Source organism: Bartonella sp. AA168HLJHH (assembly GCF_042197365.1).
Lineage (GTDB): Bacteria > Pseudomonadota > Alphaproteobacteria > Rhizobiales > Rhizobiaceae > Bartonella.
On record NZ_JBHIRS010000007.1, the window covers coordinates 67,553 to 82,198 of the forward strand.

Here is a 14,646-nt window from a genome sequence, read left to right on the forward strand (position 1 = left end):
AGCAACGTGATCTCTTAAAAGACAAAAAGATACCTTACCTTTGACTCTGAAAAGCGGGGGATTTTGTCTTTCGTAACAAAAATTTTTTAAAATAAAGATGATTTCATCTCTTTGTTTTTTTTTAGATAAAAATCTTTCCTGCAAACATTGTTTAGCCAGAATTGAAGAAATAATATCATTTATCGATCATCAATATAGAGGCTAAGATTATGAAGCCACAAGATTCTTCCCTCCCTCATTCCTCACAAACACCAGAAGGAGCAGGTGCAAATGAATCTTTAGAAGACCTTATTGCACGTTTGATGCAAAGTTCCATCCAAACAGAAGAAGAACATGTTGCACCGAGTTCTGACGAATTAAAAGATATTATTACAGGCTTAGAAGATGATCTTGTCACCGGCCGTTGGATTAACGCTTATTATGAAAACACAGATATTAGATTGATGCCGGCTCTCGTAGAAAAAGCAAACAGCAAATATCCAGAAATGAATCTCAAATTGGCTCTTACAGCAGAAGAGTTTTCGCACGCCCTAAAAGAAGTCGTTGAGAGCGACGCAAAATCTGCCCGATTTATAGTAAATTCGGGAAGCAAAATCCACTTTGCCGTCCTTGATTATCAAAAAGTTGATGAGAAAATCTCTTTGATTATGCTTGAACCTACAACATTTCAGAATATCACAGCTTGCAAACTAGGGATAAAAATAAATCAAACCCTTCAATGTCTTCAACTGCCTCCTTATTCTTTTACCACGGCAGAAATGGATATTCAGCGAAGCTCTTCTGAATGTGGGATGTTCAGCTTAAGCCTTGCCAAAAAGCTTCATCTTGAATCTGATAAATTAGCAAGATTGCACAAAGATAATGTTAAGGGTGTATTATGTGAACCCAACTCATCTTTATCTGCTGAAAAGTTAGATTCCTATCTTCCAACCACTTTTTATAAACATGCGCAAGGAAGAAGACGTCTAGAACAATATTTAAAAGTCCATCCGGAAGCTGAACATGAAACAGTCAACAAAAAAGGCGAAACCCTGAGGGAGAGATTTGAAAAAAACTTAAGAGAAACAGAGGGAAAAACTGTTTCCGTTTCCTCCCACCAAAAAAGGCTCACTGAATACAAATCTTTAACGATGTAAGTGAGGCTTTTTCCATATTCCTATTCATCAAAGAACGAAGAGAGGCTACTTTACGGCTAAGATTTCTCTAAGCAAACCAGCTTTTGCGCTCATAAAACAAAAATAGCCAACAACTTTCCTCTTAAAGAAAAAGCACCATTGTCCTATAAAAACCAGCCCCTCTTAAAATTGTATCAAAATTCCACAGCTCTTGTTAGCCCAAAGCTCTGTGTAACAATGAGACTCTTTGGATAAGCAAAACGCTTGATACATAAAATATTTAATGCTTTCGTCTTCAGTAAAAGCATATGTCTTGTTTTTCTGAGAGTATCCACTTCGTATCTCAAACACCCCCACATCAATACCATACGACCAAACAACCGCAATAGACCACACTTATCGTGCATCAACCAAACAACCGCCCGCACCCCAAGAAGGCTCCATCAAAAACACCAGGACAAGCTCTTAAAATCAACAACCTCTCTTAACGGAAAACACCAGCCCAACTATTTACCCCTCTTTGCCAACTATTTACCCCACTTGCCCAACCATTATCCCTCTTGACCAACCATTATCCCTCTTTGCCAACCATTACCCCACTTGGCCGACTATGATCCCTTTTGACCAACCATTCCCCCATTTCCTAAGATGTCATAACCAACCTTTTGATTTCATAAAAGTTTCACATCTCTTCTGTTTTTGAAGCGTGAAAAAATTCATTTTTAATCTGTCAACCAGCCTCACGTTAACGTGAGGCTTTATTTTATGGAGAAGCAAATGAGAAAAATATCTAAAGCAGGGCTTGCGCTCATTAAACAATGGGAAGGATTGCGTTTACAAGCCTATAAAGATTCCATCGGGGTGTGGACAATCGGCTATGGCCATACCAGCGCGGCTGGCAAACCGTTCGTTCACAAGGGCATGATCATTACTGAAAAACAAGCAGAAGAAATTCTTTCTCAAGATTTAAGACAATTTGAGAATACCGTTGAAAAACATGTGACGGTTTCTTTAACGGATGAACAATTCGCCGCGCTCGTATCGTTTTGCTATAATATAGGAACATCGGCTTTTTGTAATTCGACCCTGCTCAAAAAACTCAATAATGGCGAATATGAAGCCGTCCCTGCTGAGTTACAAAAGTGGACTAAAGCAGGAGGAAAACGTCTTCACGGTTTAGTGCACCGTCGTGCAGCAGAATCGGGATTATGGGCAAAAGGGGCTTATGTTTCTCCCAACTACCAAACTGTAGAAACGCAAGCTCCAATGGGATTTTTCAAAGCAGAAGCGCTTACACCGATTATTGGTTCTTTTTCTGGACTTGGGGGCTTATTGGCAGGCAATGGTCCCATCCAATGGGCATTAGCAACCATTATGGTTTTAGCCGCCTGCGTTGGCATTTTCTTTGTGGCAAAACGGTTTCGGGAGCAGCGCTTATGATGTGGTGGTTGAAAAAAAATCTGATGATAACAGGAGCGGCTCTGACCGCTTTTTTTATCGCTTTAGCGAAAGCTTTCACTCTTGGAAAGAAGGTTGAACAACAAAAGCAAATAGAAAAAACGCTAAAGTCATCAACAACACGGCTAGAGGTGGAAAATGCAATTAATCAAAAAAGTGATGCTGATGTACGCGCTGCTCTTACTCACTGGTTGCGCGATAAAAACAATCAATGAGCCTTTTTCTTGCGTTGGTTGGATGCCCATTTATTTAGACAAAAAAGATCTCAATGTCATCAGTTCAAATCTCGCAAGAGATATTTTAAAGCATAACAAACAAGGGGAAGGCTTGTGTGGGTGGAAACATGGCTAGAAAAAAAACAGAAAAACAAACAGAGCTTACAGAAAAGGAAAAAGAAGTCCTACAAGAAATCATCACAACGTATAAAAGTGTAAAAATGATGTCACGCTATACGAAATGGATTATATTCATCATTTTCTTATTAGCACTTGATTTTTCACGGATCGTAGATGTGCTGGGAAGTATTTTTACACAAAAATCGAATATTCAGCTCTAAAATAAATAAAAAACGTGAGACGTGTTAAATCTTTTAAATATAAAAAGCCATTCGTTATTTTTGAAAACATGGAGTTTTATTGATGATTTTTCATGTCTCACGAGAAATTTTTATACACTCTTCACAAACACTTTCATGAAATGAATTTAGGGGTATGAAGAGAGATTTTTAACCAACGCGTAAGTCAGCAACTTTGGTAACATAAGAAAAGGATCATACCAACATACATTTTTTTAATAATCTATTGATATCCAAATGATTTTATACTCTTCATAAATAACATTGCCAAGAATTTGTATTAAAAGACATTTCTTTTAAAGAAGCGCATAAACAAGCAATGTAATGGTAGCCTTACATAAAACCTCTCATCTTTACGTTGAATAAAAAAGCAAGCCGGCTCCTCCCACCCTCCCAATTCCCTGCCTCCCAATGCCCTGCCTCCCAATTCCCTGCCTCTCAATTTCCACCCTCTCAATTTCCACCCTCCCAATACCCTGCCTCCCAATTCCCTGCCTCCCAATTCCCTGCCTCCCAATTTCCACCCTCTCAATGCCCTGCCTCCCAATTCCCTGCCTCCCAATTCCCTGCCTCCCAATTTCCCCCTCCCAATGCCCTGCCTCCCAATACCCTGCCTCCCAATTTCCCCCTCCCAATTCCCTGCCTCTCAATTCCCTTATGTTCTATGCATAAAGGTCAAGTTGAAGAGAATATATGGAAAATCCTTGGCTCGAAAATATGAAAAGAAGGCATGAGGCTACAACAGAATTTCGCGTGCCTTTATCATCAGAAGCATTAAAAATTCTAACACAAGCACGCCTACTGTCTTGTCATGATTTTTTTCGGCTAACTGTCATGGTCCCCTTAGTTCAAAAATTGCTCCCCACTCAAGAATTTTCTGTCACAATATAGGCAACAAACAGAACTTGAGTATAACAACATGGGTTTGGCTCCAGTTTAGGTGATGAGCTTACCGAAAAAAAGATGAGAGCAAGGCGAAAAATTAGCTTTTGTCTTTAAGCTTCTGAAATGGGGCAGTCTCCCCATTTCAGAGATCAACGAAACAGAGAGATGCTTATTCTCCTATGCAAAAGCTTGAAATACCAGCATCTTATTCATAAAAAACAAACCAGCCCCATCATGCTCTTTTCAACTCTGTCTTTCCAACGCTCAATAGGTACTAACTCTTAACTACTGACTCTTTTTAACTACTGACTTTTAATGATTGCGTTGGTTCATAAAAACCGTAGTGACCTCTCACCTTATGAAGCACAAACACAGGATTTTTTAACGATGCATGCATAAACCTGAAATGAAAAAACAGAACTGTATTATGAATAAATGATTATAAATCAAATAGTTATATTTTTATTAGCACAATATTTTCAAAGGAAACCACGATCCCCGCACAATAGAAACATTTCATAAAAACAAGAGAAAAAGCTATGGATTAAGAGTGAAATTCATTCACAATAACGGTAGATCAACCAGAGGAGAATAGAACAATCCTATAAGATAAAGAAACTATCATAAAAGGAAAAACTGTATGAAACGTGAAAAAGCATAAAAAAAACGGGCACAGAAGACCCGTTTCTTTATTACGTCTAGGAATAAGAGCTTAGAAATCCATTCCACCCATTCCGCCAGCAGGCATCGGAGGCATTGGTGTATCTTTCTTTGGAACTTCAGCGACCATTGCTTCTGTTGTGATCAGAAGGCTCGCAATTGAAGCCGCATTCTGAAGAGCAGAACGCAAAAACTTTCACGGGATCAACAATTCTTGAAAGCAATCAAATCACCAAATTCACCGGTTGAAAAACATGAAAAGCATAAAAAAAACGGGCACAGAAGGCCCGTTTCTTTATTACTTCTATGAAATAAGAGCTTAGAAATCCATTCCGCCCATTCCACCCATTCCGCCAGCAGGCATCGGAGGCATTGGTGTATCTTTCTTTGGAACTTCAGCAACCATTGCTTCTGTTGTGATCAGAAGGCTCGCAATTGAAGCCGCATTCTGAAGAGCAGAGCGCACAACTTTCACAGGATCAACAATTCCCAAAGCAATCAAATCACCGAATTCACCAGTTGCGGTATTGTAACCATAAGTGTCAGCATTATTTTCCAGCACTTTGCCCACAATAATAGCGGCTTCTTCACCAGCATTGCTTGCAATCTGGCGCGCTGGTGCTTGTAGAGCACGACGAACGATACTAATACCAGCTTCTTGGTCAGGATTACTTCCCTTAACGGTCAACGCATTTGCTGCACGCAACAATGCGGTACCACCACCAGCAACAATACCTTCTTCAACAGCAGCACGTGTTGCATTCAAAGCATCATCAACACGGTCTTTCTTTTCTTTCACTTCAACTTCTGTTGCACCACCCACACGGATAACAGCAACACCACCAGCGAGTTTAGCAAGTCTTTCTTGCAATTTTTCACGGTCATAGTCAGAAGTTGTTTCTTCAATCTGAGCCTTGATTTGATTGACGCGAGCAGTAATTTCAGCCTTTTGTCCAGCACCATCAATAATGGTGGTGTTTTCTTTAGAAATATTCACTTTCTTTGCACGTCCAAGCATATCCAAAGTGACATTTTCAAGTTTAATGCCCACATCTTCAGAAATAACCTGTCCGGATGTCAAGATAGCGATATCCTCTAACATTGCTTTACGACGGTCACCAAATCCAGGAGCTTTTACAGCAGCAATTTTCAAACCACCACGCAATTTGTTGACAACGAGCGTTGCCAAAGCTTCACCTTCCACATCTTCAGCGATAATGAGAAGTGGTTTTCCAGACTGAACAACAGCTTCAAGCACAGGAAGAAGAGATTGCAAATTAGACAATTTCTTTTCGTGAATGAGAATGTAAGGATCATCAAGATCAGCGACCATTTTCTCAGCATTTGTGACAAAATAAGGGGAAAGATACCCACGGTCAAATTGCATTCCTTCAACGACTTCTAATTCCGTTTCAGCGGTTTTAGCTTCTTCCACGGTAATGACGCCTTCATTGCCCACTTTTTCCATAGCATCAGCGATCATTTTACCGATTTCAGCAGCGCCATTAGCGGAAATTGTTCCCACCTGTGCAATTTCTGCTGAAGTTTGAATTTTTTTTGCTTTTTTGAAGAGGTTTGCCACCACTTCTTCAACAGCAGCATCAATCCCACGTTTAAGATCCATTGGGTTCATGCCCGCAGCAACAGCTTTAACACCTTCTTGCACAATAGCTTGTCCTAAAACAGTTGCTGTTGTTGTTCCATCACCAGCGATATCATTGGTTTTAGAAGCAACTTCGCGCAACATTTGTGCACCCATATTTTCGAACTTATCTTCCAGTTCGATTTCCTTTGCAACGGATACACCATCTTTTGTGATACGAGGCGCACCGAATGATTTATCAATCACCACATTGCGACCTTTAGGGCCGAGTGTCACCTTAACAGCATTAGCAAGGATGTCGACACCGCGCAACAAACGCTCACGCGCTTCACGGCCAAATTTGACTTCTTTAGCAGCCATTTAATTTCTCCTTGGAGTTTTCTCAAAATAGTACACAATGAAAAACTAAGTGCTTCAATTAGCCCATAATTCCCATAATGTCAGATTCTTTCATGATGAGGAGGTCTTCCCCATTAATCTTGACTTCAGTTCCAGACCATTTTCCAAACAAAATACGGTCTCCTGTTTTGACTTCTAAAGGCACGCGCTTTCCGTTATCATCGAGAGCGCCATTGCCAACAGCAATCACTTCGCCTTCTTGGGGTTTTTCTTTTGCTGTATCAGGGATGATAATCCCACCAGCCGTTTTATTTTCAGATTCAACCCGACGGACAACGACACGGTCGTGAAGTGGGCGGAATTGTATATTAGCCATGTTTTAAATCCTTAAAACTGAACATAATTGAATTAATCTTAAAAGTTCTTGCTAGCACTCTCAAATTACGAGTGCTAGCATGTGTTAGATATAAAATCGGCATCTCTCAATGTCAAGAATAGCCATAAAAATAATTTCTCTAAATGAAGCTTCAAAGTCTTGCCTCTTATTGCACTTTCGCGTTATCTATCTTTTTTGAGAACCCGTGAACAAAAAAGGATCTTATCATGGTTGAAACACGTCAGGAAACGGATAGCTTTGGAACGATTTCGGTACGTCAAGATCGTTATTGGGGCGCACAAACTGAACGTTCTCTGCATAATTTTAATATTGGCAGTGAAAAGCAGCCTCTTGCCATCATCTATGCCTTAGTCCTTGTCAAAAAAGCAGCAGCGATTGTAAATATGGGCAAAGGAAAACTACCAGAAAATATTGGAAAAGCAATTATTGCCGCCGCTGATGAAGTGCTTGCTGGCGATTTTGATACGCATTTTCCACTGTCCGTCTGGCAAACAGGTTCTGGCACACAAAGCAATATGAATGTCAATGAAGTCATTGCTAATCGTGCTAGTAAGATTTTGGGAGGAAAACTTGGAAGCAAAAAACCAGTTCATCCCAATGACCATGTCAACATGAGCCAATCATCGAACGATTCCTTTCCCACGGCGCTTCACATTGCCACCACGTTGCAAACACGCCAACACTTACTGCCAATCCTTGAAGCTCTTATTGCGACATTAAAACAAAAAGAGCAAGAATTTGCAGATATCATTAAAATCGGCCGCACCCATACGCAAGATGCAACCCCTTTAACCTTAGGGCAAGAATTTTCAGGCTATCGTGCCGCATTAGAAGCCAATTTTCAGCGTATTGAAAATGCTCTAACCGATGTCCAAATGCTTGCTCAAGGTGGTACGGCTGTTGGCACAGGGCTGAATGCGCCAAAAGGTTTTGACGTTGCTTTTGCGCAAACAGTGAGCACTCTCACAGAAATAACGTTCCAAACTGCCAGCAATAAATTTGAAGCACTTGCCCATCATGGCGCCCTTGCGCATTTCCACGGGAGCTTGAATGCTCTCGCTGCTGATCTGTTTAAAATTGCCAATGACATTCGGTTTTTAGGCTCTGGTCCACGTTCCGGTTTAGGGGAACTCAGTCTTCCTGAAAATGAACCCGGATCTTCTATTATGCCCGGCAAAGTCAACCCCACGCAATGTGAAGCCTTAACCATGGTCGCATGCCAAGTTTTTGGTAATCACACCAGCGTAACCTTTGCCGCAAGCCAAGGACATTTTGAACTCAACGTTTATAAACCTGTTATTGGCTATAACGTTTTACAATCAATTACCCTTCTTGGTGATTGCATGCGTTCTTTTGATATGCATTGCATTCAAGGATTACGGGCCAATCGTGTTCATATTCACTCACTCATGGAGCGCTCACTCATGTTAGTCACAGCTCTTGCACCAGAAATTGGCTATGAAAAAGCTGCTGAAATTGCCAAAGCAGCGCATAAAAATGATACAACTTTGCGCACCGAAGCATTAAAAGCAGGTGTTTTTGTAGAGGATTATGACCGATTAGTTGATCCTAAAAAGATGATTGCTCCCCAATAAACAACCCACTAAAAAAGATGCAAACATCTTAAAACAAATCTTTCTGTCAAAAGATCGGGGTGTAAACACCCCGATGATGACCGATAACAATTACCCACAGCGTTCATTTTAGGCTCTGAGCCGCATTTATGCTATGGGTGTTTTTGTTGCTTATATTGTACTTAAAAGGCACAACGGTTTTGGAAAGGCATGGATAGTCATAGCTCAACACCCAATGGCTATACTGGCAGAAAGTGATTTAAATGGATATGACCTTAAGGTGTTTTTCATTCTAGCTTCGCGTTTTGATTTTGAAAATCTATTAGCTATCAACCAAACAGAATGAGCTCAAAAAAATCGGTATTAATAGACATAATTTCAATCGAAGTATAAAAAGATTAATGAATTCATCGTAGTTACGCTTTACAATGTTATCATTATTGATAACATTGGGTAGATAACTCTTATCTCAATGAGATAATGTGTTTATTTATAATGATAATCTAGCGTTATCCATATTGAACGAGAATCCTAAAGACCGTAAGATTTTCTCATTTTAAATCGGTCCCATGTTGCATCAATCAAAATCACTGACTTGCACATCACAAACGCAATGAATGCGTGAATAGAAATTGTATCCGATAAGGACTACAAACGCCTCTAATGAACCACCTCAAGTGCCAAGGACTGTCACAACGGACAAAGGGGCCTATCACAACATTGTGGAGAGGACTGTCACAACAACCCCACGAACTGGCAAATATAGTAATGGTACCGGCGTGCTCCTTTATGAAGCGTAAAAGAGATGCTCAATAGATTTATTATTATACCATTCACAATCGCTGTCATGAAATGGGTTTAGGAACATTGAGAAATGTCTCTTTTATGAAGCGTGAAGATGGGAGTGCTCAATAGATTTATTATTATATCATTCACAATCGCTGTCATGAAATGGGTTTAGGAACATTGAAAAATGTCTCTTTTATGAAGCGTGAAGATGGGGGTGCTCAATAGAGGAACAGCTGTTGGAACAAAATTCAATGCACCGAAAGGTTTTGACCTTTGCTGAAACAATCAGCTCTCTAACGGGGATATCCTTGACAGCTCGCAAGAAATTGGAGGCATTTGCCCATTATAGCGCCCTCACCCATTTCCACAAAAACCTGAATGGCACGCGCTAATCTCTTTAAAATCGCCAACGACTTTCAGTTTTTAGGCTCTCATCCACGTTCTGGCTTTAAGTGAACGGAACGGAGAGTTTATCCGTTTTACATGGCGCATAAGAAACCTCATGAGACTTGAGATTCTCGCACTTTACTCCTTCTTATTCTTCGTATTCCATTCAATCAATCAAAACTATTCGCTTGGATTATCATAAGCAAAAGTGGCATATAGATAAAAAAGAAATAAAGTCGCTCATCCCCTCAAGTGCTCAAAAGGCTATCGCAATACAAAGCTACGCAACATCAGAAACGAGCAAAGAATATGATGGTGCCAATATGCATTTTTTACGATCAATTGAATATGTAAGCACATTGATGTCAATCATAATGGATAATACATTTAATAACAAAAAGTGTTTTAATATGTATAAAATAATGTTTTTTAAATAAGTAAAAAGCTTATTTACTATACTATAATTTTTTCTAAAACACAGAGAACACTGAAGGCGTATAAAAAAATCCTGAAAAATCAATATAAACCCGGCATAATAGCATGAAAACAAGTTTTAAGAACGCTTAAATATGGATAATTATAGAGTTTTTGAGTGTTTTAGTTTTCATAATGATATTAAGTATAGATTTTTTTAACCAATTTGTATATAATACGATTTGTATCTGAAATAAATTGGGGACGTTTTTATGAAAACAAAATGTTTAGTTGCACTATCTATTTTCACCTTCATTACCGCTTCAACAGCGCAAGCAGCAGATACGGTAATCTTTAAGCAATCAGAACCGAAGGTTTCATTGCAAGATGTTTCATCGTCACGTATTTCACCGGTTACTGTTTCTGCGCCTTTTTCTTGGTCTGGTTTTTATTTTGGAGGACAAATTGGATATTTTTCCAATAAAAATACTCTAAATTACGCACAAGAAGCTAGGGACGGAAAATGGGCTTGGGTTGATAGAGATTTATCACCGAAACTATCAGGATTGAGAGCAGGTTTGTATGCAGGTTCTAATATTGATCTGGGAGATCTTGTTTTCGGTTTTGATACCGATATGGTCTGGTCTGGAAGGAAAAGCACCCAAACAGACAATGGAAAGAAAATTCTAGATGAATCAAACTCCATTAACATTGCCTTTAAAAAAGCTGGGATTCCTATCATAAAACCTGCAGCTCAGGGTGAAACGATATCCAACTATGGTGACATTGTTGTTAGCAGTGTAACATTGAAAGAAACGTGGTCTGGTGCCACGCGCGCGCGCATTGGTTTTGCTTCCCATCGTCTTATGCCTTATATTGCAGGGGGTATAGCCTATAGACAGATGCAATATATCATGTCACTTTTATCAAAATCGCAAGAAGATTCGACAATTTTTGCTTCTGGCAATGTGTTAGATGAGACAAAAACAATGTTTGGTTACACTGTTGGTGGTGGTTTTGATCTTGCAATGACAGATAATATCATTATGCGGACAGAATATCGTTATTCAGATTTTTTTAAAAAGAAATTTGCAAACGATAACCTTAAAATCTCTTCTCAAACGCATGATGTTCGCTTTGGTATCGCTTATAAATTCTAAGTTTTGTAGAAAAATTGAACGATTAAAAAACCCTGTTAAAAACGGGGTTTTTTAATGCCCCTTTCCCCCTAAAAAGACGTAGCTTCTAAAAACCTGTACTAAACTGTAAACAAATAGTCACGAAACAATAAAGCCTCTCCCTCTCTTAAAGCAAGCTCCTATCCTCTCAGCCTTTCATGTAATGCCTTTGGAATATAAAGCTTTACCATCATACCACTGGGCGCCATCGTAAAATAAATGAGAGCCGTTATTTAAGAGATATTTCTTTAAAATAAATATAGATATTGTGCATCAATTGCAGTTTTATAAGATGATGTTGACTTGGCCTCCCCGCTCTTAAAGGATAAAGATTCTAAAAACCCATTTTTAAACACCCATTTTTAAACACCCATTTTTAAACACCATGTCCGTTTATAAAAGCACAAAAACCCTTGGAGACTCTTGGGAGATATTGGGGGATATTGGGCGGGCTTCTTTGGGCTCCTCCTCATGGAATGCCCTTAAATCTCAAGCAAGACAAACACTGAAGAATATCCAACACACACCGAAAAAAATACTGTAACGTTTCAAGGAAGTATGCCCTATATGACCACACTTCAAACAACAGTATTTTACCGCTATTATATGCCAAGAGTGGAGAGAGAATATTGCGGTTCTCTGTTTATGTAATTTCTGTAACGAGAAGACAGCTTCATTTGGAGAGAACATGAAGTTGTCAAGGTAAAAAAACAATTTCCAACCTTACCATTTCCCTCTGCTTTACGACTTTCGAAAGCCTCTAAAGCATAATCTTTTAAGCCTCTCATGCTCCTGTCTTTTAAAGAGAGGAGATTACACATTGCCCCATGTTTTTGTTGCTCACATATCTTTTTGGCGATCACGCCCCTCATGTCATACGACAACGCTTCAAACCAAACACACTCAAATTCAAGACACTTTGGTTGCCAATTCACATGCGTGTTTTAAAGAAACAGCTCTCAAAACCCTCAAGCCCATTTTGCGAAAGCACCTACAAGAATATAAAATCTATAAAGCCTCTAAAGCACTATTTTTTAAGCCTCTAAAGCTCCTGTCTTTTAAAGAGTGGAGATTACGCACTACCCCATGCTTTTGTTGCTCACATATCTTTTTGGCGATCACGCCCCTCATGTCATACGACAACGCTTCAAACCAAACACACTCAAATTCAAGACACTTGGGTTGCCAATTCACATGCGTGTTTTAAAGAAACATCTCTCAAAACCCTCAAGCCCATTTTGCGACAGCACCTACAAGAATATAAAATCTATAGAGCACCATCTCTACACTTCATAAAAATGCAAGCTGGCACCATCCATCATATACTTTACCTCCAATGATGCCCTTGAAACGGCATAAGAGGCATTTTTATTCATTTTTTGTAAAATTTCACTCCACGCGAGAGCTCATCTAGCTTGTAACGTACGAGCGACATGATTTTGGTTGATTTACTATAAGCAGACTTGAAATGAAAGAATCCTAGGGTATTCGAGGTTTTTCATTCAACATGCAAAACATTGAACACGGTCTATAAATCCCACGTTTTATAACCCCCCATGTTTTATAAAACAACGTGATGCGCCATAACAGGATAAAGGAAAATATTTATGAAGTGGTGCGGGTGGTCGGACTCGAACCGACACTCCTCTCGGAACCAGATTTTGAGTCTGGCGCGTCTACCAGTTCCACCACACCCGCACACTGCTATAAAAGACAGGACTATAAAAGACAGACTTGTCGATTATTCCTTTGCACTATATGAAGAAGCACAGATTCGTCAACAGAAGACTTCTCATTTTTTAAGAATTCATATCATTTTCTTATCTATTTTATGAAATACTTTCTTTATTGGATTTCTCTACCGGATTTATAGCAATCTCATTTGTAAAGTCTTTACCTCTTAAACTTATAAAAGCCTCATGATATTAAACAAATTAAAGCTTTGGACGATTTCTTTAGCAAATCGGCGTACAGCACCACACTGGCTTGGTTTCATTGCCTTTATTGAAAGTTCTGTTTTTCCAATTCCCATAGATGTTTTATATATTCCGATGCTTCTTATCCATCAAAAGCGGGTTTATCGCTATGCTTTGATTGCGACAATCTGTTCTGTATTAGGAGGCATTGCCGGTTGGTTTATCGGACATTTTGCCTATGATACCCTTGCCAAACCCATTTTAGAAATTTATGGTAAGGTTGAAAGTTTTGAATCACTGAAAAATAGTGCAACCCTGCAATTTCTCATCATTTTACTGATAACATCAGGTTTTTTTCATCTTCCCCCCATCAAGATTGTCACAATTTTGGCCGGTGTTATGAGTGTGCGTCTTGAATTTTTCATTCTTATTTGTATTTTTTCCAGAGGCGCTCGTTTTTATCTTCTCGCGTGGCTGATTAAACATTTTGGGCAAAAAGCAATGAATTTTCTAGTACAGCATTTTAAATGGATTGTTCTCATTGGTTGTGTTAGCCTCCTTTTAATTTATGGGATTTTCATAGCTTTTTTAAACAGGAAGCTTTTATAAGGAACAGACTTAATGGCATGCGTTTTGTCTTCTCACCCACTTTTACACAAACACCTTCATCTTGAACCCAGCAGAAAAGAACAAAGTTTATGGGCTTTTTTTCTCGCTTTTTGCTTGTCTGCCACAATAGGGATTGCCCTTGGTTTTGAATATTTCGGAGGATATCTTCCTTGCGATTTATGTCTCATAGAACGTTTTCCCTATTATGGAGCCATACCATTTTTGCTCTTAGCAGGTTTTGGGGCATGTTTTTTTCGCATAACTGCTTGGATACAACTTTTATTTTTGTGTGTTTTTGTCTTAATGTGCATCAGCCTTGTTTTAGCCGTTTATCATGCGGGTGTTGAATATGGCTTTTGGGCAGCTCCCCTCAGTTGTGGTTTAAGCGCAGTCAGAAAAACCTCAGACATTAACCAGCTGCTTAACCAATTAAACAACATTCATCCTCCTTCTTGTTCTGAAGCATCCGCACGCTTTCTTTTTCTCTCATTTGCCGGTTGGAATGTCGTCTCAAGCCTATTTTTCTCCCTTATAAGCCTCTATATTACTTCAAAAGGGCTCCTTTCAGTCCATAAAAAACTCTAACCATAAAATAGAAACGAAACCGCGTGCACTCGTTCTCTCCAATCGCTTTCCCCTACCAACAACCCTCCAGTCACCAATCCCCACCCAGAACCACCCACCGCCAAACCAACCCACCCACACCAACGAGTCACCAACATCCCTCCTCTAGCGTTGTACTCAAAAG

The 14,646-nt window shown here is 39.4% G+C and carries 14 protein-coding genes, 1 tRNA gene and 2 pseudogenes; 12 read left to right on the forward strand and 5 right to left on the reverse strand.

Annotation, left to right across the window (positions count from 1 at the left end; genetic code table 11):
* Positions 1-209 precede the first annotated feature (209 nt).
* The 6 genes from ACFINM_RS05965 (at position 210) to ACFINM_RS05990 (ending at position 4,038) form a co-directional block, all read left to right on the forward strand.
* Positions 210-1,136 (forward strand): YopJ/AvrA family T3SS effector serine/threonine acetyltransferase, encoded by a 927-nt coding sequence (locus ACFINM_RS05965; RefSeq protein ID WP_375621578.1) that lies wholly within the window; start codon positions 210-212, stop codon positions 1,134-1,136.
* Positions 1,137-1,892: 756 nt separating this feature from the next.
* On the forward strand, positions 1,893-2,555 hold the full coding sequence (locus tag ACFINM_RS05970) for a lysozyme (protein WP_375640899.1): 663 nt from the start codon (positions 1,893-1,895) through the stop codon (positions 2,553-2,555).
* On the forward strand, positions 2,552-2,788 hold the full coding sequence (locus ACFINM_RS05975; RefSeq protein ID WP_375621580.1) for a hypothetical protein: 237 nt from the start codon (positions 2,552-2,554) through the stop codon (positions 2,786-2,788). The genes ACFINM_RS05970 and ACFINM_RS05975 overlap by 4 nt, the downstream gene beginning before the upstream one ends.
* Entirely contained in the window at positions 2,712-2,924 is a 213-nt protein-coding gene (locus ACFINM_RS05980; RefSeq protein WP_375621581.1) for a hypothetical protein, read from the forward strand. The genes ACFINM_RS05975 and ACFINM_RS05980 overlap by 77 nt, the downstream gene beginning before the upstream one ends.
* On the forward strand, positions 2,917-3,129 hold the full coding sequence (locus ACFINM_RS05985) for a hypothetical protein (RefSeq protein ID WP_375610233.1): 213 nt from the start codon (positions 2,917-2,919) through the stop codon (positions 3,127-3,129). Before ACFINM_RS05980 ends, ACFINM_RS05985 begins: the two co-directional genes overlap by 8 nt.
* Positions 3,130-3,840: 711 nt before the next feature.
* Positions 3,841-4,038 carry a hypothetical protein gene (locus tag ACFINM_RS05990; RefSeq protein WP_375638307.1) on the forward strand — a complete coding sequence of 66 codons (198 nt, stop codon included), beginning with the start codon at positions 3,841-3,843 and terminating at the stop codon, positions 4,036-4,038.
* A gap of 706 nt (positions 4,039-4,744) precedes the next feature.
* Here ACFINM_RS05990 and groEL read toward each other — a convergent pair.
* The 3 genes and pseudogenes from groEL to groES form a co-directional block, all read right to left on the reverse strand.
* Positions 4,745-4,941 (reverse strand): annotated as a pseudogene (gene groEL, locus ACFINM_RS05995) (chaperonin GroEL); the annotation flags it as partial.
* 70 nt (positions 4,942-5,011) lie between these two features.
* Positions 5,012-6,655, reverse strand: a complete 1,644-nt coding sequence (groL, locus tag ACFINM_RS06000) for a chaperonin GroEL (protein WP_375606493.1) — start codon at positions 6,653-6,655, stop codon at positions 5,012-5,014.
* 58 nt (positions 6,656-6,713) lie between these two features.
* A complete protein-coding gene (groES, locus tag ACFINM_RS06005; protein WP_005774667.1) occupies positions 6,714-7,010 on the reverse strand; it encodes a co-chaperone GroES in 297 nt (98 codons plus the stop codon).
* Positions 7,011-7,237: 227 nt separating this feature from the next.
* On the opposite strand from groES, the gene fumC reads away from it, so the two are divergent.
* The 4 genes and pseudogenes from fumC (at position 7,238) to ACFINM_RS06025 (ending at position 11,355) form a co-directional block, all read left to right on the forward strand.
* Entirely contained in the window at positions 7,238-8,626 is a 1,389-nt protein-coding gene (fumC, locus tag ACFINM_RS06010) for a class II fumarate hydratase (protein WP_375611602.1), read from the forward strand.
* A 133-nt stretch (positions 8,627-8,759) separates the two neighbouring features.
* Positions 8,760-8,951 (forward strand): hypothetical protein, encoded by a 192-nt coding sequence (locus ACFINM_RS06015; RefSeq protein WP_375640900.1) that lies wholly within the window; start codon positions 8,760-8,762, stop codon positions 8,949-8,951.
* 669 nt (positions 8,952-9,620) lie between these two features.
* Positions 9,621-9,841 (forward strand): annotated as a pseudogene (locus ACFINM_RS06020) (lyase family protein); the annotation flags it as partial.
* Between the two features lie 626 nt (positions 9,842-10,467).
* Entirely contained in the window at positions 10,468-11,355 is an 888-nt protein-coding gene (locus ACFINM_RS06025) for an outer membrane protein (RefSeq protein WP_375621582.1), read from the forward strand.
* Between the two features lie 1,631 nt (positions 11,356-12,986).
* On the opposite strand, the gene ACFINM_RS06030 is transcribed toward ACFINM_RS06025, so the two are convergent.
* Positions 12,987-13,071 (reverse strand) — tRNA-Leu (locus ACFINM_RS06030).
* Between the two features lie 221 nt (positions 13,072-13,292).
* Between ACFINM_RS06030 and ACFINM_RS06035 the strand changes: the two genes are divergently transcribed.
* Positions 13,293-13,898, forward strand: a complete 606-nt coding sequence (locus tag ACFINM_RS06035; RefSeq protein WP_375638304.1) for a YqaA family protein — start codon at positions 13,293-13,295, stop codon at positions 13,896-13,898.
* A 12-nt stretch (positions 13,899-13,910) separates the two neighbouring features.
* Positions 13,911-14,483, forward strand: coding sequence for a disulfide bond formation protein B (locus ACFINM_RS06040; RefSeq protein ID WP_375621583.1), 573 nt, complete (start codon positions 13,911-13,913; stop codon positions 14,481-14,483).
* Here ACFINM_RS06040 and ACFINM_RS06045 read toward each other — a convergent pair.
* Complete coding sequence (locus tag ACFINM_RS06045) at positions 14,480-14,614, reverse strand: hypothetical protein (RefSeq protein ID WP_375621584.1); 135 nt, start codon at positions 14,612-14,614, stop codon at positions 14,480-14,482. The genes ACFINM_RS06040 and ACFINM_RS06045 overlap by 4 nt on opposite strands.
* Positions 14,615-14,646: the final 32 nt, after the last annotated feature.